Raw genomic sequence first — 25,610 nt, 5'->3', positions numbered from 1 at the left:
CATGACCGAGGTGCAGCAAGCGCGGCCGACCCTGCTTTACGTCGACGACGAAGACATGGCGCGCAAGTATTTCGCGCGCGCGGTGGGCTCGGAGTATGAAGTACTGCTGGCCGCCAGTGCCGAGGAGGCTATCGCCACGCTCGCCACCGAGGGCGCGCGCATCGCCGTCCTGGTGACCGACTTCCGCATGCCCGGCCGCGATGGCGGAGAACTGCTGCGCGAAGTGGCGCAACTGTACCCGCAGATCGTGCGCATCCTGGTGACGGCGTATGCCGACAAGGACATGCTGCTGCAGACGGTCAACAGCGGCGAGGTGTTCCGCATCCTGGAGAAGCCGCTGAGCGTGGCGCAGGTGCGCGAAGTGCTGCGCCTGGCCGGCGAGCGCCACCGCGAACGCGCGCTGCGCCAGCACCGGCTGATGGCGATCGACGAGACTCTGGCTTTCCTGGCGCACGAGCTGAACACGCCGCTGGCGGCGATCGCCAACTTCGCGCGCGGCATCGAAAGCCGGGTTGCGGGCGAATACACCGAGCAGCGCCAGGGCGAGATCGGCCAGGCCGCCAGCGCCATGCACGACAACGCCCAGTATTGCCTGGCGGTGCTGTCGTCGTTCCTGCAGTCGGTGCGCAACAGTGCCGGCAGCAAGGCAGCGCGGCCCGAGCCCGGTGGCGAGGTCAGCGCCGGTGCGCTGGTCGCGTCGCTGCTCGATACCTACCCGTTTTCCGGCGACCAGCGCCAGTGGGTGCAGGTCGAGCTGCACGGCGATTTCCCGGTACAGACGCTGCCCAACTGCGTGGCGCTGGTGCTCTCGTCAGTGATGAGCAACGCGCTGCGCGCGCTCGCCGGCACGCCGTCGCCGGCGCTGCGCTTCGTGGTGGTGGCCCAGCCGCACCAGGAAATCCATATCACCGACAACGGACCCGGCATCCCGCCCGAGGTGATGGAGCGCTTGCTGGTCGACCCCGTGACCACCCACGCCAGCGCCGGCGGCAGCGGCCTGGGCATGATTTTCTGCAACCGCGTCATGCAGTCCTTTGGCGGCGGCATCCGGATCGCGTCCGCGTCCGGTGCCGGCACGACCGTGACGCTGGACTTTCCGAGTTTCAAGAATCGAATGATTAGGAGTGACCGATGAGCGAACCGAATGCCACCCAGGCACCACCCCCGGCGATTCTGTTCGTCGATGACGAGGCAACCGCCGTCAAGTATTTCCAGCGCGCCATCGGGGCGCTGGCACCGGTGGTGACCGGCGGTTCGGTGGAAGAGGGCAAGGCGCTGCTGGACGCGCACGCCGACAGCCTGGCGGTGCTGGTGTCGGACCAGCGCATGCCCGGCGAATACGGCAACGAACTGCTGCGCTATGCGCGCGAACGCTACCCGCATATCGTGCGTATCCTGACCACGGCCTACTCCGAGCTGGACCAGACCGTCGAGGCGGTCAACCAGGGCCAGATCCATCGCTATATCAAGAAGCCGTGGGACATCACGGCATTGCGCATGGAACTGAAGCAGGCGCTGGAGCTGTCCGGACTGCGCAAGGAGCGCGACCAGCTGGTGCGCGAGAAGCTGGCGGTGCTGCAGACCCAGACCGTGGCCACCCGCATCGGCATGCTGCATGCGCTGTGCGCGAGCCTGATCGGCCCGGGCCGCTTCCAGCCGGTCGAGACCTACCTGGCGGCGGTCAGCCTGGCCGGCGCGAAAAACGCTGACCCGGACTGGCAGCGCATGGATTACGCCGACCTGGTGCGCGCCGAGTCCGAGCGCAGCGGCAGCTTCGGCCATGCCGTGGCCATGCGGCTGGCGGCGCTGCGCAGCGCCAACGCGGGCAAGGGCGCGGCCGATGCGGTCGTGGTCATTGCCGACGCGCTAGGCGGCGACGTGGTGCGCCGCGACGGCGATGCCGTGGTGTGGACCACGCCGGCCACGCTGGTCGAATTCCTGGCGCAGCCGGTGGGCACGCCGGTGTCGTCCCATCACGCGGCCTGGCTGGCCAGCCTGCTGTGGCTGGACGAGGCCGGCGGCGCGCTGCAGTTCGCGCGCGATGGGGACACCATCCTGTGCCGCGCAGCGCCGCGTACGGAGACGTTCGCGGCCGACCGATTGGCGGCGTGGATCGAGCGGTTCGCGCAACAGGCCTGATGCGGTTGCATCCCGCCGCAATAAGAAATGGCGCCCCTCGGGGCGCCATTTCTATTTACCGGAGCAGCAGATCGTCAGGCCTGCGCGCCGAAGTTCGGGTCGTTGCGGTCGGTCGACTCGCCCTTCTTGTCGGCCTTGACCAGGTCTTCCCGCTTCACGCCCAACCACATCGCCAGCGCCGCGGCCACGAACACCGACGAATAGATGCCAAACAGGATACCCACCGTCAGCGCCAGCGCGAAGTAGTGCAGCGTCGGGCCGCCGAAGAAGAACATCGACAGCACCATCATCTGGGTCGAACCGTGGGTGATGATGGTCCGCGAGATCGTGCTGGTGATCGCGTTGTCGATGATTTCATGCGTGGTCATCTTGCGGAACTTGCGGAAGTTCTCGCGGATCCGGTCGAAGATCACCACCGATTCGTTGACCGAGTAGCCCAGCACCGCCAGCACCGCCGCCAGCACCGATAGCGAGAATTCCCACTGGAAGTAGGCGAAGAAGCCCAGGATGATCACGATGTCGTGCAGGTTGGCGATGATGCCCGCCACCGCGAACTTCCACTCGAAGCGGAACGACAGGTAGATCACGATCCCGACTATCACGCACAGCAGCGCCAGCAGGCCATCGGTCGCCAGCTCCTTGCCGACCTGCGGGCCGACGAACTCGACCCGTTGCAGCTTGACGTCAGGCGAGGCGGCCTGCAGCGCGCCCATGACCTGCTCGCTCTGCTGGGCCGACGTGACGGGCTTGCCGTCCGGGCCTTTCTGCAGCGGCAGGCGGATCATCACGTCGCGCGAGGTGCCGAAGTTCTGCACCTGCACGTCGCTATAGCCCAGCTTGCTTACCTGGCCGCGGATCTTTTCCAGGTCGGCCGCCTGCTGGTAGCTGACCTCCATCACCGTGCCGCCGGTGAACTCGATCGACAGGTGCAGGCCTTTTTGCCAGAGGAAGAACACGGCTGCGGCAAACGTCACGAAGGAGATCACGTTGAAGACCAACGCGTGCTTCATGAACGGAATGTCGCGCCGGATGCGGAAGAATTCCATGTTGAATCCTGTTCTGTACTGCTAGTTTTGCTGATCGGCTGTCCCGGCCGCTTACTTGGCGACCGGGGTGTCAGAGGCGTTGCCCGGCTTCCAGATCTGGCCGATGGCCACGCTCTGCAGCTTCTTCTTGCGGCCGTACCAGAGGTTGACCAGGCCGCGGTTGAAGAACACCGCCGAGAACATGGAGGTCAGGATGCCCAGGCAGTGCACCACGGCAAAGCCGCGCACCGGGCCCGAACCGAAGGCCAGCAGCGCCAGGCCGGCGATCAGCGTGGTCACGTTCGAGTCCAGGATGGTTGCCCACGCGCGGTCGAAGCCGACGGCGATTGCCATCTGCGGCGATGCGCCCGCGCGCAGTTCCTCGCGGATTCGCTCGTTGATCAGCACGTTGGCGTCAATGGCCATGCCCAACACCAGCGCGATAGCGGCGATGCCCGGCAGCGTCAGCGTGGCCTGCAGCATCGACAGCACCGCGATCAGCAGCAGCAGGTTCACGCCCAGTGCCATCACAGAGAACACGCCGAACAGCATGTAGTACAGGATCATGAAGACGCCGATGGCGGCAAAGCCATAGGCGACCGAGTCAAAACCCTTCTCGATGTTGTCGGCACCCAGCGACGGGCCGATGGTGCGCTCCTCGATGATCTCCATCGGCGCGGCCAGCGAGCCAGCGCGCAGCAGCAGCGCCAGGTCGTTGGCGGCTTCGGTGGAGTAGGAGCCGGTGATCTGGAAGCTCGAGCCCAGCTCGGACTGGATCGTCGCCACCGTCAGCACTTCGCCCTTGCCCTTCTCGAACAGCACGATCGCCATCGGCTTCTTCAGGTTCTCGCGCGAGACGTCACGCAGCACGCGGCCGCCCTGGGCGTCGAGCTTGATATTGACCGAGGGCTGCTGGTTCTGGTCGAAGCCGGCCGACGCGCTTTCGATGCGGTCGCCGGTGAAGATGACCTGCTTCTTCAGCACCACCGGGGCGCCGTTGCCATGCGTGAACAGCTCGCTGCCGAAGGGGATCGGGTCGCCCGGACGCGGGCTGCGCGGCGCGTCGTTGTCGACCAGCCGCGCTTCCAGCGTGGCGGTGCGGCCGATGATGTCCTTGGCCTTGGCGGTGTCCTGCACGCCGGGCAGCTGCACCACGATGCGGTCGGCCCCTTGCTGCTGGATCACCGGCTCCGCCACGCCGAGTTCATTGACGCGGTTGTGCAGGGTGGTGATGTTCTGCTTGACGGCGGCATCCTGCACGGCCTTGCGGGCGGCCTCGGTGAAGGTGCCGACCACGTTGTTGCCGTCCATGGCGAAGGCCACTTCGCGCAGGTTGTCGGCCAGCAGCGCGCGGGCGCGGTTGGCGTCGTCGGCGTTGTTGAAGCGCACCGTCAGGCGCTCGCCGTCGCGGTCGATGCCGCCATGGCGCACGTTCTTGTCGCGCAGCAGCGTGCGCGCGTCGCCGGCCAGGCTGTCGAGCTTCTTGTCGACGGCGCCCTTCATGTCGACCTGCAGCAGGAAGTGCACGCCGCCGCGCAGGTCCAGGCCCAGGTACATCGGCAGCGCGTGCAGCGAGGTCAGCCAGCGCGGCGAGCCCGACAGCAGGTTCAGCGCGACCACGTAGGTCGGATCGGCGGCATCCGGGTTGAGCGCGCGCGACAGCACGTCCTTGGCCTTGAGCTGCTCGTCGGTGGTGCGGAAACGCGCCTTGACCGAGCCGGACTGGCCGGAAATGTCGAAGAACACGCCGTCAGGCCGCAGCTGGTTTTGCGCCAGGATCTCTTCGACCTGCTTCTGCATCGACAGGTCGACCTTGACCGTGGCCTTGCCCGAAGACACCTGCACGGCGGGCGCCTCGCCGAAGAAGTTCGGCAAGGTGTAGAGGATGCCGATGGTCAGCGCCACCAGGATCACGAGGTATTTCCAAAGCGGATAACGATTCATCTCGGGCCAGTCATTCAGCGGTTGGCGGGGCCGAACCGGTTTGGCAAACAGCCGCCTGGCAGCCACGGCACGGAGCCACGGGGGCTCCGTCGGGCTGGATCAGGCGGCTGCCGGGGCATGCGCGAACGGGCATGCCGGAAAAGACAAAGGCGGGAGTCGCTTAGTCGATCGGGGCGATCGGCGGATCAAAGCGCCGGATCAAAGCGCCGGATCAAAGCGCCTTAAGCGAACCCTTCGGCAGCACCGCGGTCACGGCGTTCTTCTGCACGGTAATCTCGGTGCCTTCCGAGATTTCCAGGCTGACGTACTGGTCGGTGACCCTGGTCACGCGGCCCAGGATACCGCCGGCGGTGACGACTTCGTCGTTCTTGGCCAGCGCTTCGAGCATTGCCTTCGCTTCTTTCTGGCGCTTCATTTGCGGGCGGATCATGATGAACCACAGCACCGCAAACATCAGGATGATGGGCAGGAAGCTCATCAGGCCGCCAGCCGCGCCGCCGGCACCGGCGGTCTGGGCAAATGCGTTAGAAATCAGCACGTTGATTCTCCGTCACAAAAGTCAGTCAAGTAATCGATCATTCTACCATTCGCATTCCGCCCGCCTTTGGCATTCTAGGGCGGAATACGGGTTTGTTCGGGGTGCTTTACGGGCGACTCGCGGCGCTACCCGCTACGCCTCACCCGTCATTTCCGCGAAGGCGGGGATGACGGAAAAAATGACCCGGCTATTCGACCGCCGCAGGCAGGAAAGTTCGCACGCCGTGCCAGCTTTACTGCGTGCCGCGCGCGCGGTCAGCCGCAAACTGGCGGCGGAAGTCGGCGAAGCGGTGCAGTTCGATCGACTCGCGCACCTCGCGCATCAGCTGCAGGTAGTAGTGCAGGTTGTGGATGGTATTCAGGCGCGCGCCGAGGATTTCGCCGACCCGGTGCAGATGGTGCAGGTAAGCGCGCGAGAAGTTGCGGCAGGTGTAGCAGGCGCAGTTTTCGTCGAGCGGGCGCGGGTCGCTGCGGTGCGCGGCGTTCTTGATCTTGACGTCGCCGTAGCGGGTGAAGAGCCAGCCGTTGCGCGCATTTCGGGTCGGCATGACGCAGTCGAACATGTCGACGCCGGCGGCGACGCCCGCGACCAGGTCCTCGGGCGTGCCCACGCCCATCAGGTAGTGCGGCTTGTTGGCCGGCAGGCGCGGGGCCACGTGCTCGAGCACGCGCATCATGTCTTCCTTGGGCTCGCCGACGGACAGGCCGCCGATGGCGAAGCCGTGGAAGTCCAGCTCCGACAGGCCCGCCAGCGATTCATCGCGCAGGTCCTCGTACATGCCGCCCTGGACGATGCCGAACAGCGCATTGGGATTGGCCAGCCGCTCGAACTCGTCGCGCGAGCGCTTGGCCCAGCGCAGGCTCATGCGCATCGACTTGGCCGCTTCCTCGTGCGTGGCGGGACGGCCGTCGATCTCGTACGGCGTGCACTCGTCGAACTGCATCACGATATCCGAGTTCAGCGTGCGCTGGATCTGCATCGAAATCTCGGGCGACAGGAAGAGCTTGTCGCCATTGACCGGCGACGCAAACGTGACACCATCTTCGGTGATCTTGCGCAGATCACCGAGCGAAAACACCTGGAAGCCGCCGGAATCGGTCAGGATCGGCTTGTCCCAGCCGATGAACTTGTGCAAGCCGCCATGGGCGTTGACCACGTCCAGGCCCGGGCGCAACCAAAGGTGGAAAGTGTTGCCCAGGATGATGTGTGCGCCAATCTCGTTCAGCTCCAGCGGCGACATCGCCTTGACCGAGCCATAGGTGCCCACCGGCATGAAGATCGGCGTCTCGACCACGCCGTGGTTCAGCGTGACGCGGCCGCGGCGGGCGTTGCCGTCGGTGGTGATGAGTTCGAAGTTAAGCATGCTTGGGTCAGGGTTCAGGCCGCGGTGTCCGCGGTTTCGGCGGTATCGGCACCATTCCGGCGGGTCAGCAGCATGGCGTCGCCATAGCTGAAGAAGCGGTAGCGCTGCTCGACCGCATGGCGGTAGGTGGCGCGGATGGCTTCCACGCCGGCCAGCGCCGACACCAGCATCAGCAGCGTCGACTTGGGCAGGTGGAAGTTGGTGATCAGGGCATCGACCAGCCGGAAACGGTAGCCCGGGGTGATGAAGATATCGGTGTCGCCGCTGCCGGCGGCCAGCGTGCCGTCTGGCTGCGCGGCCGATTCCAGCGCGCGCAGCGAAGTGGTGCCGACCGCTATCACGCGGCCGCCGCGGGCGCGGGTTTCACGCACGGCCCGGGCCAGTTCCTCGGAGACGGCATACCACTCCGAATGCATCTTGTGCTCTGCCAGGTTTTCGGTGCGCACCGGCTGGAAGGTGCCGGCGCCCACGTGCAGCGTCAGGAAGGCGCGGCGCACGCCGGCGGCATCCAGCCGCGCGAACAGCGCGTCATCGAAATGCAGCCCCGCGGTCGGCGCCGCCACGGCGCCCGGATTGCGCGCGTAGACGGTCTGGTAGCGGGTCTCGTCGTAGGCGTCGGGATCATGCGTGATGTAAGGCGGCAGCGGCAGGCGGCCGTAGCGCTCGATCAGGTCCAGTGCCGGCTCGGGGAAGCGCAGGGTGAAGAACTGGTCGACCCGCGGGCCGACCGTCACCGCGAAGGCGTCTTCGGCCAGGTGCAGCACGCTGTCCTCGGCGGGCGTCTTGGAGGCGCGCACCTGGGCCAGCACGGTATAGGAGTCCACCACGCGCTCGACCAGCACCTCGACCTTGCCGCCGCTGGGCTTGTGGCCGAAGAAGCGTGCCTTGATCACGCGCGTGTCGTTGAACACCAGCAGGTCTTCAGGGCGCAGGTAGTCGACGATGTCGCTGAAGGCGCGGTCGACCAGGCGTACCGCATCGGCGGTATCGGCGGGTGCGACCCGCTCCACCACCAGCAGCCGGCTGGCGCTGCGGTCGGGCAGCGCGCTCTGGGCGATCAGTTCTGGCGGCAGCGGAAAATCGAAATCGGAAAGCGTCAACATCGTGGAAACGGCGCGCGGGGCCCGCGACGGGTCGGAAAGCGAGGCACAAAACGGCACTCGCCGCCCGTGGTGGCAGCCGGCATGGGTACAATCGGCGAATCCGATATTGTAAGGCCACGGGCGTGTTCGCCGCCGGGCCGGGCGTGATACCGGCTATTCGCCGGCGCTCCCGCCCGATGCCAGCGGCCCCGGCCGCCCCTGCCGCCAGTCTTTGTTGCCGATGCCCGGAACCGCCACCGAAACGACCGACCTGTCCGCCGATGCCGCCAAGGAGGCGGACGCGCCCGCGCGCGGCAAGGCCGGGGAGGGCAAGGGCAAGCCGGCATCATCCGCCACCTCGTCCGCCACCTCGTCCGCCGCCTCGTCCGCAGCAGCCCGCCTCGCCAAGCTAGGCCTGCGCCGCCCGGTCGACCTGGTGCTGCACCTGCCGATGCGCTACGAGGACGAGACCACGCTGGCGCCGATCGCCGACGCGATCCGCCGCGCGGGGCTCGGCCAGCCGGCGCAGGTGGAAGGCGAGGTCATCTCCAACGAAGTCACGTTCCGCCCGCGCCGCCAACTGGTGGTCAAGATCGCCGACGCGTCCGGCGAGCTGACGCTGCGCTTCCTCAACTTCTACGGCAGCCAGACCAAGCAGATGGCCGAAGGCGTGCGGCTGCGCGTGCGCGGCGAGGTCCGCGGCGGCTTTTTCGGCGCCGAGATGGTCCACCCGACGGTGCGCCCGGTGGTGGAGGGCGAAGCGCTGCCGGACCGCCTGACGCCGGTCTACCCGGCCACCGCCGGCATCTCGCAGGCCTACCTGCGCAAGGCCATCGGCGGCGCGCTGTCGCGCACGCCCATGCCGGAGACGCTGCCGCGTCCGGTGCTGCAGGGACCGCTGGCGCGCCTGCACCTGCGCCCGCTGGCCGACTGCCTTCGCCTGCTGCATGCGCCGCCGCCGGAAGAAAGCGAGGCCGCCCTGGCCGACCGCACGCATCCGGCCTGGCAGCGCATCAAGTTTGACGAACTGCTGGCGCAGCAAATCTCGCTGCGGCGCGCGCACGCCGCGCGGCGCGAGAAGACCGCGCCGACCATGCCGCCCCGTGAAGGCGGCCTGTTGACGCGCTTCCTGGCGGCGCTGCCGTTCCGCCTGACCGGCGCGCAGGAGCGCGTGGTAGCCGAGATCGCCGCCGACATGGCGCTCCCGCACCCGATGCACCGGCTGCTGCAGGGCGACGTGGGCAGCGGCAAGACCATCGTCGCCGCGCTGGCGGCGTGCCAGGCGATCGATGCCGGCTACCAGGCCGCGCTGATGGCACCGACCGAAATCCTGGCCGAGCAGCACTTTCGCAAGCTGTCGGCCTGGCTGGAGCCGCTGGGCGTGCCGGTAGTCTGGCTGGCCGGCAGCCTGAAGGCGCGCGAGAAGCGCGAGGCCGCGGCACGCGTGGAGTCGGGCGAGGCGCAACTGGTGATCGGCACCCATGCGCTGATCCAGGACACGGTGCGCTTTGCGAAACTGGGCCTGTCGGTGGTGGACGAACAGCACCGCTTTGGCGTGGCGCAGCGTCTGGCATTGCGCGGCAAGGCGGGGGCGACCGATGTGCCGGCGCCCGATACCGTGCCGCACCAGCTGATGATGTCGGCCACGCCGATCCCGCGCACGCTCGCCATGACGTATTACGCGGACCTGGACGTATCCGTGATCGACGAACTGCCGCCGGGCCGCACGCCGATCGTCACGCGCCTGGTCAACGACGAGCGGCGCGATGAAGTGATCGCGCGCATCCACCACGCTGCCGCAGAGGGCCGCCAGGTCTACTGGGTTTGTCCGCTGATCGAGGAAAGCGAGGCGCTGCAGCTGCAGACAGCGGTCGAGACCTATGAAACGCTGGTGGCCGCGCTGCCCGACCTGCGCGTCGGGCTGGTGCACGGCCGCCTGCCGCCTGCCGAGAAGGCCTCGGTGATGGACGACTTCAGCGCCAACCGCATGCAGGTGCTGGTCGCCACCACGGTGATCGAGGTGGGCGTGGACGTGCCTAACGCCTCGCTGATGGTGATCGAGCACGCCGAGCGCTTCGGCCTGGCGCAGCTGCACCAGCTGCGCGGCCGGGTGGGGCGGGGCAGCGCCGAATCGGTGTGCCTGCTGATGTACCAGGCGCCGCTGTCGCCCACCGCGCGCGAGCGGCTGGCGACCATGCGCGAGACGACCGACGGTTTCGAGATCGCGCGCCGCGACCTGGAAATCCGCGGCCCGGGTGAATTCCTGGGTGCGCGCCAGTCGGGCGAGGCCATGTTGCGCTTCGCTGACCTGCAGACCGACGCGTGGCTGGTGGAGTACGCGCAGGAAGCAGCCGAGCTGATGCTGGCACAGTTCCCGGAAGCGGTGGAAACGCACCTGTTACGCTGGCTCGGCGGGCGCGAACACTACCTGAAAGCCTGATTGGGCAGATGCTTGTGCCGCATCGTACGCATACCGCACAAATCACAAGGGCGCTCTGACAGATCCCGGAATCGAAGGTAAAATCTATCGACTACCCGGATTTGATAAGTCATGACGCTCACCGAACTCAAGTACATCGTCGCCGTGGCGCGCGAGCGCCATTTCGGCCGGGCTGCCGAAGCCTGCTTCGTGTCGCAGCCGACACTGTCGGTCGCCATCAAGAAGCTGGAGGACGAACTCAACGTGCAGATCTTCGAGCGCGGCACCTCCGAGGTGTCGGTGACTTCCGTCGGCGAGCAGATCGTGGCGCAGGCCCAGCGCGTGCTTGAACAGACCATGGCCATCCGCGAGATCGCCAAGCAGGGCAAGGATCCGCTGGCCGGGCCGCTGCGCGTGGGGGTGATCTACACCATCGGGCCGTACCTGCTGCCGTCGCTGGTCAAGCAGATGATCGAGACCGTGCCGCAGATGCCGCTGATGCTGCAGGAGAACTACACGCACAAGCTGATCGAGCTGCTCAAGCAGGGCGAGATCGATTGCGCGGTCATGGCCGAGCCGTTCCCCGATTCCGGCCTGACGGTGCGTCCGCTGTACGACGAGCCCTTCGTTGTCGCCGTGCCGCGCGGTCACCATCTCGCCGAGGCGCGCGCGATCGATCCGGACGAGCTGAAGCGGCAGACCATGCTGCTGCTGGGCAGCGGCCACTGCTTCCGCGACCATGTGCTGGGTGTGTGCCCGGAGCTGTCGCGCTTCTCGCAGGCCGCCGATGGCATCCAGAAGACGTTCGAAGGCTCGTCGCTGGAAACCATCCGCCATATGGTGGCCAGCGGCGTCGGCATTACCGTGCTGCCGCGCACCTCGGTGCCTGACCTGAAGGCCAAAGGCGACATGCTGTCGTACGTGCCGTTCGCCGATCCGGTGCCGGACCGCCGCGTGGTGCTGGCCTGGCGCAAGAGCTTCACCCGCCTGCCGGCGATGGAAGCACTGGCCAACGCCGTGGCCGCCTGCGAGCTGCCGGGTGTGCGCAAGCTCGATGCCAAGGAGTTGGCGGAAGCCGCCTGATTCGCCTCGGACCCCAAGACAAGGCCGCAGCGGGATTTCCGCTGCGGCCTTTGTTTTTCCGCGCCCGCAAACCGGGATGTCAGGATCTTGGTCTCGAAAGTCGAATAGATTTGAACTAATACATAGGTATAAATAATTAAATTCTCAATGTAATAGTTTGCTAATAGACTGCCTCTGGTCGATGCCAACTACGTGAGGCGCGCGCTCGGCCTGAAGCAACCAGTCTGGCGCGGCAGCCCGCAATGGCTGCCGTGCCCGGGAGAAGCACCATGGCGATGATCCGGTTCTTTGTCGACGAATGGCGCAAGCTTTGGCACGATGGCCATGACAGGCCGGAGCGCCCCGATGCCGCGCGGTTGCGCCACAAGCTGTGGCGCAAGGAGGTTGGTGTCGCCGTGATCGTGCTCGGTGCCACGGCGATGTTTATCGAGATAGCCCGGGGTTTGGCCGGGATCGCCGGCTAATGCAATAATGCGGGTAATGCGCTGCCCCGAACCGTGTTTTCGGCAATTTTGGCGGCGCACCTCGCTTTACCAGAATGGAGCATACCTACCATGGCAAAGAAGAATGAGATGAGCGTGAACATCGGTATTTCCGACAAGGACCGCAAGAAGATTGCGGAAGGCCTGTCCAAGCTGCTGGCAGACACCTACACCCTCTACCTCAAGACCCATAACTTCCACTGGAACGTGACGGGTCCCATGTTCAATACGCTGCATCTGATGTTCGAGACGCAGTACACCGAACTGGCGCTGGCCGTGGACTCGATCGCCGAGCGCATTCGCGCGCTGGGCTACCCGGCACCGGGTACCTACAAGGAATACGCCCGCCTGTCGTCGATCGCCGAGGAAGAGGGCGTGCCCGAGGCGACCGACATGATCCGCAAGCTGGTCGAAGGCCAGGAAGCCGTGGTGCGCACCGCGCGCTCGATCTTCCCGGTGATCGACGCCGCCGGCGATGAGCCGTCGGCCGACCTGCTGACCCAGCGTATGCAAACGCATGAGAAGACCGCGTGGATGCTGCGCGCGATGCTCGCCTGACGGCTTGAGCGACTTCCGGCCGCTGCCACCGCCGGCCGGCATTGCGCGCTGCAGCCATCCGGGCTGCGGCGCGTTTTCATTGAATCTTCCTTCCCGGATCCCCGCCGTGCAGTCCCTGTCGCCGTTGCCTCCCGCTCCCATGCTTGAACGCCTTTCTCTCTACGCGCGCCTGGTGCGCATCGACAAGCCGATCGGCACGCTGCTGCTGCTGTGGCCGACGTTGTGGGCCATGTGGATGGCTGCCGGCGGGCCGCCGTCGTGGGGCTTGTTCTGGATTTTCGTCGCGGGGACGTTCCTGATGCGCTCGGCTGGATGCGCGATCAATGACTGGGCGGATCGGGATTTTGACAAGCATGTGAAGCGCACGAAAGACCGGCCGCTGACCGCCGGCAAGATCGCCGCATGGGAAGCACTGGCCGTGGCCGCCGTGCTGGCGCTGGTGGCATTCACGCTGGTGCTGCCGCTCAATGCGCTGACCAAGTGGCTGGCGGTGGTGGCGGTGGTGGTGGCGGGCACCTATCCGTTCTTCAAGCGCTTCTTCGCGATTCCGCAGGCTTACCTGGGGATCGCGTTTGGCTTCGGCATTCCGATGGCATTCGCCGCGATCCAGGACCAGGTGCCGGCGGTGGCCTGGCTGATGCTGCTGGCCAATGTGTTCTGGGCGGTGGCGTATGACACGGCCTACGCGATGGTGGATCGCGATGACGACCTGCGGCTCGGCATGAAGACGTCGGCCATCACCTTTGGTCGACTCGACGTGGCGGCGATCATGATCTGCTACGCAGCATTCCTGGCGCTGATGGCCTGGGCAGGCATGCTGCTTGGCCTGGGGTGGCCGTACTGGCTGGGGCTGGCGGCGGCGGCCGGCTGCGCGGCCTACCACTACACGCTAATCCGCGATCGCGACAGGATGCGGTGCTTTGCGGCGTTCCGGCACAACAACTGGCTGGGGGCGTGTGTGTTTGCGGGGACGGCGCTGGCTTACGCGGTGCGTTGAAGCCTTGCTGAGGGTTTGCTTCCCCGAAGGGAAGAAAACCCTCAGGATATCGACGTTCAATCCTTCCCGAACTCCGCCCCCATCTCCTTGCCCCGCGCCGCCGCCGCATGCATCGCGCGCACGAAGGCATCAGCGATCCCTCCCGCATCCATTGCCGTCAGGGCCGCATACGTGGTGCCGCCCTTTGACGTCACGCGCTCGCGCAGCGTCGACACCGGCTCCGCTGACTGGCCGGCCAGCGTGGCTGCGCCGCGGAAGGTTTCCACTGCCAGTTCGCGCCCTTGATCGGCGCTCAGCCCCAGTTCGGTGGCGGCGCGCTGCATCGCCTCGATGAAATAGAAAACATAGGCCGGGCCGCTACCGGAAATGGCGGTGACGGCGTCGATCTGCGCGTCGTTCTCCACCCACACGCACTTGCCCACGGCCTGGGCCACGGCACTGGCGATGTCCCGGTCCTTGTCCGACAACCCGGCCGGCGCCGCCAGCCCGGTCATTCCCATCCCCGCCAGCGCCGGCGTATTCGGCATCGCCCGCACCACCCGGTTGCGGCCGCCCAGCCACCGCTGCATGTCCTGCAACCGGATACCGGCCGCCACGCTGATCACCAGGTTGCCGTCGCCGGCCGGCAGGTGCGGCAGCAACTGCGCCGCCGCCTCGCGGAACTGCTGTGGCTTGACCGCCAGCACCAGCACATCACTGGCCCCGAACGCGGCATCGGGCGCTCCCGCGGCATGGACGCCGAGATCCCGCGCAAGGCGTTGCTGTGCCTCCGGGAAAGGATCCACCACCCGGATCGAACCAGCAGGAACGCCGCGGGCAATCAGCCCGCCAATCAACGCGGAAGCCATATTGCCGCCGCCGAGAAAGCCGAAGGTAAGGGTATCGAGCATGGGAATGTCTGTCGTGTCTTGGTGGATAGGGAAGGCGCCGGCTCAGCCGCGCGCACCGAAGATCGCGGTGCCGATCCGCACCATGGTGGCGCCCTCGGCGATGGCGGCTTCCATGTCGCCCGACATGCCCATCGATAGCGTGTCGACGTCCAGGCCGGCCTCCCGCAGCCCGCGCAGCAGCGAGCGCATGGTGGCAAACGGCCGGCGCTGGGCAACGGGATCGTCCTCGGGTTCGGGAATCGCCATCAGGCCGCGCAGCCGCAGGCCCGGCAGCGCGGCCACGGCCTGCGCCAGCGCCGGCACGTCAGCTGGCGCCACGCCACTCTTGCTGGCCTCGCCACTGATATTGACCTGGATACAAAGCTGCAGCGGCGCCATCCCTGCCGGACGTTGCGCCGACAGCCGCTCCGCGATCTTGAGCCGGTCGATGGCATGCACCCAGTCGAAATGCTCCGCCACCAGCCGCGTCTTGTTGCTTTGCAGCGGACCGATGAAATGCCACTGCAACCGGTCCCGCAAATCGGCCAGCGCGGCGATCTTCTCCACCCCTTCCTGGACATAATTCTCGCCAAAGGCGAGCTGTCCGGCCTCGGCGGCGGCGCGTACACGGTCGGCGGATACGGTCTTGGAAACGGCCAGCAGGGCGATGTCGCCGGGCTGCCTGCCAGCCTGTTGTGCCGCCGCCGCAATGCGCTGGCGCACGGCTTGCAAGTTGGCGGCAATCACAGACATAATCCGGCGGACATATAAAAGAAGTACTTAAAGTACTGATAACTATTTCAGGGTGGGGTCATTATAGATGGACATCGCGCAGCTATTGGCTTTCGCCGTCAAGAACAAGGCGTCCGATCTTCATCTGTCGTCGGACATGCCGCCGATGGTCCGGATCCACGGCGACATGCGCCGGATCAATGTCGCGGCGATGGCGCACAAGGATGTCCACGCCATGGTGTACGACATCATGAGCGACACCCAGCGCAAGCTCTACGAAGAACGGCTGGAAATCGACTTCTCGTTCGAGATCGCCGGCCTGTCGCGCTTCCGGGTCAATGCCTACAACACGCAGCGCGGCGCCGCCGCGGTGTTCCGTACCATTCCCTCCAAGGTCCTCACGCTGGAAGAGCTGCGCGCGCCGGCGGTGTTCGCCGACCTGTGCATGAAGCCGCGCGGGCTGGTGCTGGTGACGGGGCCGACCGGTTCGGGCAAGTCCACCACGCTGGCGGCGATGGTCGACCATCGCAATGAAAACGACATGGGTCACATCCTGACGGTGGAGGACCCGATCGAATTCGTCCACAACTCCAAGAAGAGCCTGATCAACCAGCGCGAGCTGGGGCCGCACACGCATTCATTCGCCAACGCGTTGCGCTCCGCGCTGCGCGAGGATCCGGACGTGATCCTGGTGGGCGAATTGCGCGACCTCGAAACCATCCGCCTGGCGCTGACCGCCGCGGAAACCGGCCACCTGGTCTTCGGCACGCTGCACACCAGTTCCGCCGCCAAGACCATCGACCGCGTGGTCGACGTGTTCCCGCCGGAAGAAAAGGACATGGTGCGCACCATGCTGTCCGAATCGCTCGAAGCGGTGATCTCGCAGACGCTGCTCAAGACCCGCGACGGCAACGGCCGTACCGCCGCGCACGAGATCATGATCGCCACCCCGGCGATCCGGCACCTGATCCGAGAGAACAAGATCGCACAGATGTACTCGATGATGCAGACCAGCAGCGGGCTGGGCATGCAGACGCTGGACCAGTGCCTGTCGGACCTGATCAAGCGCAGCATGATCAGCTACACCGATGCGCGCGCGATTGCCAAAAACCCAGACGCGTTCATGGGCTGAGGCAACCCCTGAGGCCCCGAAGCCAGCGCCGACCCCTTGCCTTCAGGCCGCCCGCACGCATGCGGCGGCCGCACTCCTGCAGGACACCGCCATGCTCGATCGCGAATCCGCCGCCAAGTACATCAACGACCTGCTGGAGCTGATGGTCGGCAACCGTGGCTCTGACCTGTTCATCACCGCCGATTTCCCGCCGGCCATCAAGGTGGACGGCAAGATCACGCCGGTGTCGCAGCAGCCGCTGAACCCGACGCAGGCGCTGGGCCTGGTGCGCTCGGTGATGAACGAGCGCCAGGTGCAGGATTTCGATACCAGCCGCGAATGCAACTTCGCCATCACCGCGCCCAAGGCGGGGCGCTTCCGCGTATCGGCGTTCATCCAGCAGGGCAAGGCCGGCATGGTGGTGCGGACCATCAATACGCGGATTCCGTCGGTGGCGGACCTGGACCTGCCCCCGACGCTGCACGACATCGTGATGTCCAAGCGCGGGCTGGTGATCGTGACCGGCGCGACCGGCTCGGGCAAGTCGACCACGCTGGCGGCAATGCTCGACCACCGCAACGCGCATTCCTACGGCCACATCATCACCATCGAGGATCCGATCGAATACGTGCATGCGCACCAGAACTGCATCGTCACGCAGCGCGAGGTCGGCATCGACACGGAATCCTGGCACGTGGCGCTGAAGAACACGCTGCGCCAGGCGCCCGACGTGATCCTGATCGGCGAAATCCGTGACCGCGAGACCATGGAGTACGCGATGCAGTACGCGGAAACCGGCCACCTTTGCCTGGCCACCCTGCACGCCAACAACGCCAACCAGGCGATCGACCGCGTGGTCAACTTCTTCCCCGAGGAAAAGCGCCAGCAGTTGCTGATCGACCTGTCGCTGAACCTGAAGGCGATGGTGTCGCAGCGCCTGCTGCCGCGCGCCGGGCGCAAGGGCCGCGTGCCGGCCGTGGAGATCATGATCGGCACGCCGCTGGTGGCGGACCTGATCTTCAAGGGCGAGATCCACGAGTTGAAGGAAGTTATCAAGAAGTCGCGCGAGCAGGGCATGATCTCGTTCGACCAGGCGCTGTTCGACCTGCACGAGGAAGGCAAGATCACCTACGAGGACGCGCTGCGCAATGCCGACTCGCTCAATGACCTGCGCCTGATGATCAAGCTGCACAGCGCGCGCGCCAGGGACACCGACCTGGGCGCCGGCACCGAGCACCTGAATGTGATCTAGGGCCCGGCTGCCGTGCACGCCCGCGTGCATGGGCGTATGCTTCGGCCACATGCAAGAAGTCCGCAGGAGCCTGCCATGAGCAATATCTACCAGTTCGATGCCAATTCGCTGTCCGGGCAACCTGTGCCGCTGTCGCAGTTCCAGGGCAAGGTGCTGCTGGTCGTCAATACCGCCAGCGAATGCGGCTTCACGCCACAGTACGCCGGCCTGCAGAAGCTCTATGAGGAATACCGCGAGCGCGGGCTGGAAGTGCTGGGCTTTCCGTGCAACCAGTTCGGCAAGCAGGAGTCCGGCGATGCGCAGCAGATCGGCCAGTTCTGCGAATCGCGCTTCAGCGTGAGCTTCCCGATGTTCGCCAAGATCGACGTCAATGGCGACCAGGCGCATCCGCTGTACCGCTGGCTGACCACCGAGAAGCGCGGCGTGCTGGGCACGCAGGGGATCAAGTGGAACTTCACCAAGTTCCTGGTGCGGCGCGACGGCACGGTGTACGAACGCTACGCCCCGACCACCAAGCCGGATGAGCTGCGCAAGGATATCGAGACGCTGCTGTCTGACCCGGCGGCCTGAGGCTATACCCCGCTCGCGCGCACGGCGCGCAGGAAGCCGTTGAGCGACCGGTCCGGCGTTTCATGGAAATGGTCGTCCAGCATGCGGATGGTGCGGCAGCGGTCGAGGCGGAAACTGCGGTAGTCCGAGCGCGTGGTGCACCACGCCGCCAGCAGCCACGCATTGCCCCAGAAGAACAGGCCCAGCGGCATCACCACGCGTTCGGTGATGCGCTGCTGCGCGTCGCAGTAGTCGAGCAGCAGCAGCTTTTGCTCGCCCAGCGCGCCGTGCACGACGTCGAAGGCTTCGCGCACATGTGACTGGTTGACGTACTCGGGCGCGAACACGCGGCTCTGCTGCGCCGCCAGCCGGCGTGGCGGCGGCAATGCGGCGACCAGCTTTTCCAGCGCCGGATCGGCCGCGGCGGCGAGTGCGCCGCCGCCCCAGGCCTTCAGCAGCCGCAGGCCGGCCACCAGCGCTTCCACCTCCAAGGCACTGAACATCAGCGGCGGGACATCGAAATCGGCGCGCAGCCGGTAGCCGATGCCGGCCTCGCCTTCGACGGGCACGCCCGACAGCGACAGCGCCTGGATATCACGATAGACAGTGCGTTCCGATACGCCGAGCCGCTGCGCCAGCAGCGCCGCCGTGGTCAGGCGGCGGCCGCGCAGGACCTGGACGATCTGGAAGAGGCGGTCGGCGCGGCGGCTCATCCGTGGCGGCGTCCCTGATGTGGCAAAGGTGCCCTTACCCGGCAACAGGCTCGTGCAGCCCGATGCGGTTGCCTTCGCTGTCGGTGATATGGGCGATGCGGCCGATCTCGCCCGGCAGGCGCAGCGGCCCGAACACGGTCTTGCCGCCGGCGCGCGCGGCGCGCTCCAGCAGCGCGTCCAGCTCGGGTGCGTGCAGGTAGGGCACTGTGCCATAGTAGTTGCTGGGGCGGTAGCCTTCGCCGGCGACGAGCGCGCCGCCGGGATCTGGGTGCGGAAACACGGCCATGTCGACCTGGCTCATGGTTTCGCGGCGCAGCTTGGTGTCGAAGACCTGTTCGTAGAATCCGATGGCGCGGACCATGTCGACGACAGGGATTTCCAGCCAGTTGATCAGACGGTTGCTCATGACGGGCTCCTTGGTTCCGGTTGATGGGGAGTGAGGAGCTCGCATCATGCGCGGGGGCTGCTGACAGCGTGCTGTCAGTAGGCCGTCAGCGTGGCATCAGCGAGGCATCAGCGAGGCATCCAGGCCGCCATCACCGGCACCAGGATCGCGGTCAGCACGCCGTTCAGGCCCATGCCGAGCGCGGCGAAGGCGCCGGCTTCCTGGTTCACCTGGAACGCGCGCGCGGTGCCGATGCCGTGCGCGGCCACGCCGGTGGCAAAGCCGCGCACGCTGTAGTCGCGGATGCGCAGCAGGTTCAACAGGGCGGTTGCACTGACCGCGCCGATGATGCCGGTGCCCATCACCAGCACCGCGGTCAGCGACGGCAGGCCGCCGATCTTCTCGGCCACGCCCATGGCGATGGGGATGGTCACGGACTTGGGTGCCAGCGACCGCACGGTTTCCGGCGAGGCGCCAAGCAGCCAGGCGATACCGACCGCCGACACCACCGCGACCACCGAGCCGGCCACCAGGCCGGCCAGCAGCGGGAACACATGGGTGCGCAGCTTGGGCAGCTGCATGTACAGCGGCACCGCCAGCGCCACGGTGGCCGGCCCGAGCAGGAAATGCACGAACTGCGCGCCGTCGAAATAGGTCTTGTACGGCGTGCCGGTGACGGTCAGCACCGTGACCAGCAGCGCCACCGCGATCATCACCGGGTTGGCCAGCGGCGAGAAACGCGACTTCTCGTAGATGCGGAAGGCGAAGACGTAGGCGAGCAGGGTGGCGGTCAGCCCGACCAGCGGGCTCGCGGCCAGGTAGACCCAGATCTCGTTCAGGCGTGGCGTCATCATGCCTGCTCTCCCTTTGCGTCGGCGCCCGGCGCGTTGGTGCGCTTGCGCATGAGCACGCGCGTGACCACCGCCGTCGTGGCGATGGCGAGCCAGGTGGAAATCACCAGCGCCACCAGGATCGGCATCCATTCGCCTTCGATGCGGTTGGCGTGCACCATGATGCCGACGCCGGCGGGAACGAACAGCAGCGACAGGTGCTTGAGCAGTTCGCTGGTAGTGCCCTGGATGATGGGCAGCAGGCGGTCGTCGAAGACGAGCCAGCCGAACAGCAGGATCATGCCGAGCACGGGGCCGGGCACGGGCAGGTGCAGCGCGTAGCTGATCACCTCGCCGACGGATTGGAAAACCAGCAGGATGGCAAAGGTCTGGAGCATGGGGGCGGTCGCGTCGTAGGTCGCTCTGTTTCTCCCCTCTCCCATGAATGGAAGAGGGGCCGGGGGTGAGGGCCGGCGCGTCTTGATGCGATATCGCCCGACGAACCGCTCACCCTCACCCCCGCCCCTCTCCCGCGAGCGGGAGAGGGGAGACAACCACACGGCCGTGATCCGGCCCCGTGTGCCAGTCAGCCCAGCATGCGGTCGACCAGTTCGACCCAGTGCATCACCGGCGTATCGGTACCGCTCTGCAGGTGCGTGATGCAGCCGATATTGGCTGACACGATGGCTTCGGGCTGCGTGGCCTGCAGTTTGCCGAGCTTGTCGTCGCGCAGGCGGTAGGCCAGTTCCGGCTGCAGCACCGAATACGTGCCCGCCGAGCCGCAGCACAGGTGGCTGTCAGCGCAGAGTTTGACCTCCACGCCGAGGCCGGTCAAGAGCGCCTCCACCTTGCCGCGGATCTGCTGGCCGTGCTGCAGCGTGCAAGGCGGGTGGTAGGCGACGCGCCGGCTGTCGCGCGGTACCGCGCCCGCCAGCGCATGCAGGTCGTTGGCAAAGTCCGGCAGGACCTCGGACAGGTCGCGGGTCAATGCGGAAACGCGTCGTGCGCGTTCTGCGTATTTCGGATCGTTGCGCAGCAAATGCCCGTAATCCTTGACCATCGCGCCGCAGCCGGAGGCCGTCATCACGATGGCCTCGGCGCCGGCTTCGATATGCGGCCACCACGCATCGATATTGCGGCGCATATTGTCGAGGCCGCCGTCGTGGTCGCCGGTGTGGAAACGGATTGCCCCGCAGCAGCCCGCCTCGCGCGCCAGCACCAGTTGTACGCCGACACGGTCGAGCACACGCGCCGTCGCGGCATTGATGTTGGGCGACATCGCCGGCTGCACGCAACCGTCCAGCAACAACATCTTGCGTGCGTGGACATTGCGGGGCCAGGCGCCCGGCTCGGCGGCTTGCGACAGCGCCGGCACCTTGCTGCGCAGCGCGTCCGGCAGGATCGGCCGCACCATCTGGCCGAGCCGCAGCGCGGTGCTGAACAGCTTCGGGCGCGTCAGCCCCTCGCGCAGCACCCAGCGCGCGATGCGCTGGCCGGCCGGGCGCTGGATGCCTTCGGCCTCGAGCTTGTCGTCGACGATCTTGCGGCCGATGTCCACCAGGCGCCCGTAGCGCACGCCCGACGGACAGGTCGACTCGCAGTTGCGGCAGGTCAGGCAGCGGTCCAGGTGCAGGCGCGTGCTTTCCGTGATGGCGTTGCCTTCGAACACCTGCTTCATCAGGTAGATGCGCCCGCGTGGTCCGTCCAGTTCATCGCCGAGCAGCTGGTAGGTGGGACAGGTGGCGGTGCAGAAGCCGCAATGCACGCATTTGCCGACGATGGATTGGGCTTCCTCGCCTTCGGGCGTGTTGCGGAGAAAATCGGCCAGGGTCGTTTGCATGGTGTGGGGAGGTCTTTGCCTGGGCGTGGGAACGCTTGGGTGGTCCGGATCAGAGTCCGGGATACATGCGCTGCGGATTGAAGATGCCGGCCGGGTCGAACGTCGCTTTCAGGCGCCGGTGGATTGCGGCCAGCGGCGAGGCCAGCGGCGTGAACACGCCCACCGACTTGTCGCCGTTGCGGAACAGCGTGGCATGGCCGCCGGCGGCCTGGGCCACGGCGCGCACGCTTTCGGCGTCGGTCCTGGTGGCGCCATCGGCAGGCAGCCACCAGCGCTGGCCGCCGCCCCATTCCACCAGTTGCTGGCCCGGCAGGTCCAGCGGCGCGGCGACCGGCGGCACCGCCAGGCGCCACAGTGCGCGGCCCGCGTGCGCCGGCGCGAAGAAAGCGTGGGTCTGCTCGCGCAGCGATTGCCACAGCGCGGCGGCCTTGGCGTCATCGACACGTTCCCCACCCAGCCGTGCGCATGCGGCGCGCACCGCCGCGGTGGCGCCTGCCAGGCGCACGTGCAGCACGCCGTCATGCCAGGCAGACGCGGCCAGCGGCAGCGGCTGGCCGCCCCACTGGTTCAGCTGCCGGATCGCATCGGCCTGCCCCAGCTCGAAACGCAGCGTGGCTTCGTCGAACGGCGCGGGCAGCACCTTGAGCGAGACTTCCAGCACCAGCCCGAGCGTGCCCAGCGACCCCGCCAGCAGCCGCGATACATCGTAGCCGGCCACGTTCTTCATCACCTGCCCGCCGAAGTTCATCACTTCGCCGTTGCCGTCCATCAGTTGTGCGCCCAGCACGAAGTCGCGCAGCGCACCGACCGACTGCCGGCGCGGGCCCGACAAGCCGGCGGCCACCGCGCCGCCCAGCGTGGCCGTGCTGGCCTGGCCGGGCAGCGCGAAGTGCGGCGGCTCGAATGCCAGCACCTGGCGCTTCTCGGCCAGCGCGGCTTCGATCTGCGCCAGCGGCGTGCCGCAGCGCGCGGTGATCACCAGTTCGGCCGGGTCGTAGTCGACGATGCCGGCATAGGCGCGCGTGTCCAGCACCTGGCCTTCAGGTGCCTGGCCGTAGAAGTCCTTGCTGCCGCCACCGCGCAGCCGCAGCGGCGTGCGGGTTTCGGTGGCTTGCCTGACGGCGTCGCGGAAGGCGTCGAGGGTGGCTTGCATATGCGTGGGTGATGAGGAGGATATTGTTTCTGGCGGCTCAGGATCCGGGGCTGCCGTCGCGGCCGCCGGGGACTTCGGGCCTGTCGTTCTGGTAATCCGGCAGCGCGCTGCCGCAGTGCTTGCAATACTTCGCGTCGGGCTCGTGGCCCTCGGTCAGGCAGTGGGTGCAGGTGCGCGTGGTCAGCGGCTTCTTCAGGATGCTCGCGGCCAGCTCGGCGCCGACGATGCCGGTGGGGAAGGCGATGATGCCGTAGCCCAGCAGGATCGTCAGCGAGGTGATGAACTGCCCCAGCGGCGTCTTCGGCACCATGTCGCCGAAGCCGGTGGTGGTCAGCGTCACCACTGCCCAGTACATGCTTACCGGGATGCTGTGGAAACCGTGCTCCGGTCCTTCGACCACATGCATCACCGTGCCGAGGATCACGGTGATGATGAACACCGTGCCCAGGAACACGAAGATCTTGCGCCGGCTGTTGACCAGCGCCCGGTACAGGATCTCGGCTTCCTCGAAGTACACCGTCAGCTTGAGGATCCGGAACACGCGCAGCAGCCGCAGCAGCCGCACGTCGATCAGGAAGTGCAGCTCCGGCACGAAGAACGCCAGCCATGTCGGCATGATCGAGATGAAGTCGATGATGCCGTAGAAGCTGATGACATAGCGCCACGGCCGGCGCACCACCAGGATGCGCATGACGTATTCGGCCGTGAAGAACAGCGTGAAGGTCCACTCCAGCACCGTGAACAGCAGCCCAAGCCGGCTGTGCACCGCGGCCATGCTGTCGAGCATCACCACCATCACGCTGGCGACGATGGCGATCAGCAGCGAGACGTCGAAGAGTCGCCCTTCGCGCGTGTCGGCCTCGAAGATGATGGTGTACCAGCGCTGGCGCCAGCCGGTCTCGGGCTGGCCCAGGCGCTGGCGAGCCACCGCTTCCTGGTGCTGGCGTCGGCGTTCGTTGGCCATGGCGCGGGCTTCAGAAGCGCGGCAGGTCCGGATGCGGCAGCAGTCCCTTCCTGACGTGCATCTTGCCGTATTCCGCGCAGCGCGCCAGCGTGGGAATGGCCTTGTCGGGGTTCAGCAGCCGTGCCGGGTCGAAGGCCGCCTTGACGCCGAAGAACGCCTCGCGCTCGCTGGGCGAAAACTGCACGCACATCGAGTTGAGCTTCTCCACGCCCACGCCGTGCTCGCCGGTGACGGTGCCGCCCAGCTCGACGCACGCTTCCAGGATGTCGGAGCCGAACAGCTCGGCACGGTGCCATTCGTCCTGGTCCGAGCCATCGAACAGGATCAGCGGGTGCATGTTGCCGTCGCCGGCATGGAACACGTTGATGCAGCGCAGGGCGTACTTGCGTTCCATCTCCTCAATGCGCCGCAGCAGCGTGCCGATGTGCTTGCGCGGGATGGTGCCATCCATGCAGTAGTAGTCCGGCGAGATGCGGCCCGCGGCCGGGAAGGCGTTCTTGCGCCCGCTCCAGAAGCGCAGGCGCTCGGCTTCGTTCTGCGAGACCACGATGCGGGTGCAGCCGGACGCCTTCAGCACCGCGCTCATGCGTTCGATCTCTTCCGCGACTTCCTCGGGCGTGCCATCGGATTCACACAGCAGGATGGCGGCGGCATCGAGGTCATAGCCGGCGTGCACGAACTCTTCCACGGCGGCGGTGGCGGGCTTGTCCATCATCTCCAGCCCGGCCGGGATGATGCCGGCGGCGATCACGTCGGCGACCGCATTGCCGCCTTTCTCGACGTCGTCGAAGCACGCCATGATGACTTGCGCCAGCTGCGGCTTGGGGATCAGCCGCACGGTCACCTCGGTGACCACGGCCAGCATGCCTTCGGAGCCGATCAGCACGGCCAGCAGATCCAGGCCGGGCGAGTCGGGCGCATTCGAGCCGAACACGACCACCTCGCCTTCCATCGTCACGGCGCGCACGCGCAGCACGTTGTGCACGGTCAGGCCGTATTTCAGGCAGTGCACGCCACCGGAGTTCTCGCTGACATTGCCGCCGATGGTGCAGGCGATCTGCGACGAGGGATCGGGCGCGTAATAGAGGTCGTGGGGCGCGGCGGCATCGGAGATGGCCAGGTTGCGCACGCCCGGCTGGACCACCGCGGTGCGCGAATACGGGTCGACCGACAGGATGCGCTTGAACTTGGCCAGCGACAGCACCAGGCCCTCGGCAATCGGCATGGCGCCGCCGGACAGGCTGGTGCCGGCGCCGCGCGGCACTACCGGCACGCCCAGCTTGTGGCACAGGCGCAGGATGGCGCAGACCTGTTCCTCGGTGTCGGGCAGCGCCACGGCCATCGGCACCTGGCGGTACGCGGCCAGGCCGTCGCACTCGTAGGGCACGGTGTCCTCTGGCTTGGACAGCAGTGCGGCATCCGGCAGGATCTGCGCCAGGCCGGCGAGCAGCGCGCTGCGGCGGCCTTCGGCGGTGGCCTGCGCGCCTGCGCTGCCTTCGGTGGCGAGGGTGCGGGCTTCGTGCGGGGCATTCATGGCGACTCCTGGACTCTGGTCGGGCCGGGCGGGCGGCCCGCCGTGGGG

Annotated in this window: 25 protein-coding genes; 10 read left to right on the top strand and 15 right to left on the bottom strand. The window is 66.8% G+C overall.

Features of this window, described 5'->3' with window-relative positions:
• The first annotated feature begins 1 nt into the window (after position 1).
• Positions 2 to 1,135, top strand: coding sequence for a hybrid sensor histidine kinase/response regulator (locus K309_RS0125120; RefSeq protein ID WP_029048973.1), 1,134 nt, complete (start codon positions 2 to 4; stop codon positions 1,133 to 1,135).
• Positions 1,132 to 2,139, top strand: a complete 1,008-nt coding sequence (locus K309_RS0125115) for a response regulator (protein WP_029048972.1) — start codon at positions 1,132 to 1,134, stop codon at positions 2,137 to 2,139. The genes K309_RS0125120 and K309_RS0125115 overlap by 4 nt, the downstream gene beginning before the upstream one ends.
• A gap of 74 nt (positions 2,140 to 2,213) precedes the next feature.
• Here the strand turns inward: K309_RS0125115 and secF are convergent, their stop codons facing one another.
• The 5 genes from secF to queA form a co-directional block, all read right to left on the bottom strand.
• Positions 2,214 to 3,185, bottom strand: a complete 972-nt coding sequence (secF, locus tag K309_RS0125110; protein ID WP_029048971.1) for a protein translocase subunit SecF — start codon at positions 3,183 to 3,185, stop codon at positions 2,214 to 2,216.
• 51 nt (positions 3,186 to 3,236) lie between these two features.
• Complete coding sequence (gene secD / locus K309_RS0125105) at positions 3,237 to 5,108, bottom strand: protein translocase subunit SecD (protein WP_029048970.1); 1,872 nt, start codon at positions 5,106 to 5,108, stop codon at positions 3,237 to 3,239.
• A gap of 211 nt (positions 5,109 to 5,319) precedes the next feature.
• Entirely contained in the window at positions 5,320 to 5,646 is a 327-nt protein-coding gene (yajC, locus tag K309_RS0125100) for a preprotein translocase subunit YajC (RefSeq protein WP_029048969.1), read from the bottom strand.
• 232 nt (positions 5,647 to 5,878) lie between these two features.
• Positions 5,879 to 7,009, bottom strand: coding sequence for a tRNA guanosine(34) transglycosylase Tgt (gene tgt / locus K309_RS0125095; RefSeq protein WP_029048968.1), 1,131 nt, complete (start codon positions 7,007 to 7,009; stop codon positions 5,879 to 5,881).
• A gap of 14 nt (positions 7,010 to 7,023) precedes the next feature.
• Entirely contained in the window at positions 7,024 to 8,112 is a 1,089-nt protein-coding gene (gene queA, locus K309_RS0125090; protein ID WP_029048967.1) for a tRNA preQ1(34) S-adenosylmethionine ribosyltransferase-isomerase QueA, read from the bottom strand.
• Positions 8,113 to 8,332: 220 nt separating this feature from the next.
• On the opposite strand from queA, the gene recG reads away from it, so the two are divergent.
• The 5 genes from recG (at position 8,333) to ubiA (ending at position 13,630) form a co-directional block, all read left to right on the top strand.
• Entirely contained in the window at positions 8,333 to 10,531 is a 2,199-nt protein-coding gene (gene recG, locus K309_RS0125085) for an ATP-dependent DNA helicase RecG (RefSeq protein ID WP_029048966.1), read from the top strand.
• A 111-nt stretch (positions 10,532 to 10,642) separates the two neighbouring features.
• On the top strand, positions 10,643 to 11,593 hold the full coding sequence (locus tag K309_RS0125080) for a LysR substrate-binding domain-containing protein (RefSeq protein WP_029048965.1): 951 nt from the start codon (positions 10,643 to 10,645) through the stop codon (positions 11,591 to 11,593).
• Positions 11,594 to 11,862: 269 nt separating this feature from the next.
• A complete protein-coding gene (locus K309_RS0125075) occupies positions 11,863 to 12,057 on the top strand; it encodes a hypothetical protein (protein WP_029048964.1) in 195 nt (64 codons plus the stop codon).
• 90 nt (positions 12,058 to 12,147) lie between these two features.
• Complete coding sequence (locus K309_RS0125070; RefSeq protein ID WP_029048963.1) at positions 12,148 to 12,633, top strand: Dps family protein; 486 nt, start codon at positions 12,148 to 12,150, stop codon at positions 12,631 to 12,633.
• Between the two features lie 139 nt (positions 12,634 to 12,772).
• Positions 12,773 to 13,630 (top strand): 4-hydroxybenzoate octaprenyltransferase, encoded by an 858-nt coding sequence (ubiA, locus tag K309_RS0125065; RefSeq protein WP_029048962.1) that lies wholly within the window; start codon positions 12,773 to 12,775, stop codon positions 13,628 to 13,630.
• A gap of 56 nt (positions 13,631 to 13,686) precedes the next feature.
• Here the strand turns inward: ubiA and proC are convergent, their stop codons facing one another.
• Positions 13,687 to 14,520 (bottom strand): pyrroline-5-carboxylate reductase, encoded by an 834-nt coding sequence (proC, locus tag K309_RS0125060; protein ID WP_029048961.1) that lies wholly within the window; start codon positions 14,518 to 14,520, stop codon positions 13,687 to 13,689.
• Positions 14,521 to 14,562: 42 nt separating this feature from the next.
• Complete coding sequence (locus K309_RS0125055) at positions 14,563 to 15,252, bottom strand: YggS family pyridoxal phosphate-dependent enzyme (protein WP_029048960.1); 690 nt, start codon at positions 15,250 to 15,252, stop codon at positions 14,563 to 14,565.
• 67 nt (positions 15,253 to 15,319) lie between these two features.
• Here K309_RS0125055 and K309_RS0125050 point away from each other — a divergent pair, with 67 nt between their 5' ends.
• From K309_RS0125050 to K309_RS0125040, 3 genes are all read left to right on the top strand, one after another.
• The gene (locus tag K309_RS0125050; RefSeq protein WP_029048959.1) at positions 15,320 to 16,363 is read left to right on the top strand and encodes a type IV pilus twitching motility protein PilT; all 1,044 of its coding nucleotides are present in this window, start codon (positions 15,320 to 15,322) and stop codon (positions 16,361 to 16,363) included.
• Between the two features lie 91 nt (positions 16,364 to 16,454).
• On the top strand, positions 16,455 to 17,594 hold the full coding sequence (locus K309_RS0125045) for a PilT/PilU family type 4a pilus ATPase (RefSeq protein WP_029048958.1): 1,140 nt from the start codon (positions 16,455 to 16,457) through the stop codon (positions 17,592 to 17,594).
• Between the two features lie 75 nt (positions 17,595 to 17,669).
• A complete protein-coding gene (locus K309_RS0125040; protein ID WP_029048957.1) occupies positions 17,670 to 18,164 on the top strand; it encodes a glutathione peroxidase in 495 nt (164 codons plus the stop codon).
• A 2-nt stretch (positions 18,165 to 18,166) separates the two neighbouring features.
• Here K309_RS0125040 and K309_RS0125035 read toward each other — a convergent pair whose 3' ends face one another.
• From K309_RS0125035 to K309_RS0125000, 8 genes are all read right to left on the bottom strand, one after another.
• Positions 18,167 to 18,856 (bottom strand): helix-turn-helix transcriptional regulator, encoded by a 690-nt coding sequence (locus K309_RS0125035; protein ID WP_029048956.1) that lies wholly within the window; start codon positions 18,854 to 18,856, stop codon positions 18,167 to 18,169.
• Between the two features lie 34 nt (positions 18,857 to 18,890).
• Positions 18,891 to 19,262 (bottom strand): VOC family protein, encoded by a 372-nt coding sequence (locus K309_RS0125030; protein WP_029048955.1) that lies wholly within the window; start codon positions 19,260 to 19,262, stop codon positions 18,891 to 18,893.
• Positions 19,263 to 19,369: 107 nt separating this feature from the next.
• Positions 19,370 to 20,095 carry an LrgB family protein gene (locus K309_RS0125025; protein ID WP_029048954.1) on the bottom strand — a complete coding sequence of 242 codons (726 nt, stop codon included), beginning with the start codon at positions 20,093 to 20,095 and terminating at the stop codon, positions 19,370 to 19,372.
• Positions 20,092 to 20,469 (bottom strand): CidA/LrgA family protein, encoded by a 378-nt coding sequence (locus K309_RS0125020; protein WP_029048953.1) that lies wholly within the window; start codon positions 20,467 to 20,469, stop codon positions 20,092 to 20,094. The genes K309_RS0125025 and K309_RS0125020 overlap by 4 nt, the downstream gene beginning before the upstream one ends.
• A gap of 188 nt (positions 20,470 to 20,657) precedes the next feature.
• A complete protein-coding gene (glcF, locus tag K309_RS0125015; RefSeq protein ID WP_029048952.1) occupies positions 20,658 to 21,911 on the bottom strand; it encodes a glycolate oxidase subunit GlcF in 1,254 nt (417 codons plus the stop codon).
• Between the two features lie 49 nt (positions 21,912 to 21,960).
• Positions 21,961 to 23,064: a glycolate oxidase subunit GlcE gene (gene glcE / locus K309_RS0125010; RefSeq protein WP_029048951.1), complete on the bottom strand. Its 1,104-nt coding sequence runs from the start codon at positions 23,062 to 23,064 to the stop codon at positions 21,961 to 21,963.
• 37 nt (positions 23,065 to 23,101) lie between these two features.
• Positions 23,102 to 24,028, bottom strand: a complete 927-nt coding sequence (locus K309_RS0125005; protein WP_029048950.1) for an ion transporter — start codon at positions 24,026 to 24,028, stop codon at positions 23,102 to 23,104.
• 10 nt (positions 24,029 to 24,038) lie between these two features.
• Positions 24,039 to 25,562: an FAD-linked oxidase C-terminal domain-containing protein gene (locus K309_RS0125000; RefSeq protein ID WP_029048949.1), complete on the bottom strand. Its 1,524-nt coding sequence runs from the start codon at positions 25,560 to 25,562 to the stop codon at positions 24,039 to 24,041.
• Positions 25,563 to 25,610 lie beyond the last annotated feature (48 nt).

Source organism: Cupriavidus phytohabitans, from assembly GCF_000426345.1.
Classification (GTDB): Bacteria; Pseudomonadota; Gammaproteobacteria; order Burkholderiales; family Burkholderiaceae; genus Cupriavidus.
This window is presented reverse-complemented; position numbering and strand designations above follow the sequence as displayed.

Excerpts from the sequence above, each read along its gene's own strand:
- K309_RS0125035 (WP_029048956.1), bottom strand. The coding sequence starts at position 18,856 with ATGAGCCGCCGCGCCGACCGCCTCTTCCAGATCGTCCAGGTCCTGCGC.
- K309_RS0125080 (WP_029048965.1), top strand. The coding sequence starts at position 10,643 with ATGACGCTCACCGAACTCAAGTACATCGTCGCCGTGGCGCGCGAGCGC.
- K309_RS0125040 (WP_029048957.1), top strand. The coding sequence starts at position 17,670 with ATGAGCAATATCTACCAGTTCGATGCCAATTCGCTGTCCGGGCAACCT.
- glcE (WP_029048951.1), bottom strand. The coding sequence starts at position 23,064 with ATGCAAGCCACCCTCGACGCCTTCCGCGACGCCGTCAGGCAAGCCACC.
- K309_RS0125050 (WP_029048959.1), top strand. The coding sequence starts at position 15,320 with ATGGACATCGCGCAGCTATTGGCTTTCGCCGTCAAGAACAAGGCGTCC.
- K309_RS0125020 (WP_029048953.1), bottom strand. The coding sequence starts at position 20,469 with ATGCTCCAGACCTTTGCCATCCTGCTGGTTTTCCAATCCGTCGGCGAG.
- K309_RS0125070 (WP_029048963.1), top strand. The coding sequence starts at position 12,148 with ATGGCAAAGAAGAATGAGATGAGCGTGAACATCGGTATTTCCGACAAG.
- K309_RS0125115 (WP_029048972.1), top strand. The coding sequence starts at position 1,132 with ATGAGCGAACCGAATGCCACCCAGGCACCACCCCCGGCGATTCTGTTC.
- secF (WP_029048971.1), bottom strand. The coding sequence starts at position 3,185 with ATGGAATTCTTCCGCATCCGGCGCGACATTCCGTTCATGAAGCACGCG.
- recG (WP_029048966.1), top strand. The coding sequence starts at position 8,333 with ATGCCCGGAACCGCCACCGAAACGACCGACCTGTCCGCCGATGCCGCC.
- glcF (WP_029048952.1), bottom strand. The coding sequence starts at position 21,911 with ATGCAAACGACCCTGGCCGATTTTCTCCGCAACACGCCCGAAGGCGAG.
- K309_RS0125005 (WP_029048950.1), bottom strand. The coding sequence starts at position 24,028 with ATGGCCAACGAACGCCGACGCCAGCACCAGGAAGCGGTGGCTCGCCAG.
- K309_RS0125075 (WP_029048964.1), top strand. The coding sequence starts at position 11,863 with ATGGCGATGATCCGGTTCTTTGTCGACGAATGGCGCAAGCTTTGGCAC.
- K309_RS0125025 (WP_029048954.1), bottom strand. The coding sequence starts at position 20,095 with ATGATGACGCCACGCCTGAACGAGATCTGGGTCTACCTGGCCGCGAGC.
- tgt (WP_029048968.1), bottom strand. The coding sequence starts at position 7,009 with ATGCTTAACTTCGAACTCATCACCACCGACGGCAACGCCCGCCGCGGC.
- K309_RS0125120 (WP_029048973.1), top strand. The coding sequence starts at position 2 with ATGACCGAGGTGCAGCAAGCGCGGCCGACCCTGCTTTACGTCGACGAC.
- K309_RS0125045 (WP_029048958.1), top strand. The coding sequence starts at position 16,455 with ATGCTCGATCGCGAATCCGCCGCCAAGTACATCAACGACCTGCTGGAG.
- K309_RS0125000 (WP_029048949.1), bottom strand. The coding sequence starts at position 25,562 with ATGAATGCCCCGCACGAAGCCCGCACCCTCGCCACCGAAGGCAGCGCA.
- proC (WP_029048961.1), bottom strand. The coding sequence starts at position 14,520 with ATGCTCGATACCCTTACCTTCGGCTTTCTCGGCGGCGGCAATATGGCT.
- K309_RS0125030 (WP_029048955.1), bottom strand. The coding sequence starts at position 19,262 with ATGAGCAACCGTCTGATCAACTGGCTGGAAATCCCTGTCGTCGACATG.
- secD (WP_029048970.1), bottom strand. The coding sequence starts at position 5,108 with ATGAATCGTTATCCGCTTTGGAAATACCTCGTGATCCTGGTGGCGCTG.
- queA (WP_029048967.1), bottom strand. The coding sequence starts at position 8,112 with ATGTTGACGCTTTCCGATTTCGATTTTCCGCTGCCGCCAGAACTGATC.
- K309_RS0125055 (WP_029048960.1), bottom strand. The coding sequence starts at position 15,252 with ATGTCTGTGATTGCCGCCAACTTGCAAGCCGTGCGCCAGCGCATTGCG.
- ubiA (WP_029048962.1), top strand. The coding sequence starts at position 12,773 with ATGCTTGAACGCCTTTCTCTCTACGCGCGCCTGGTGCGCATCGACAAG.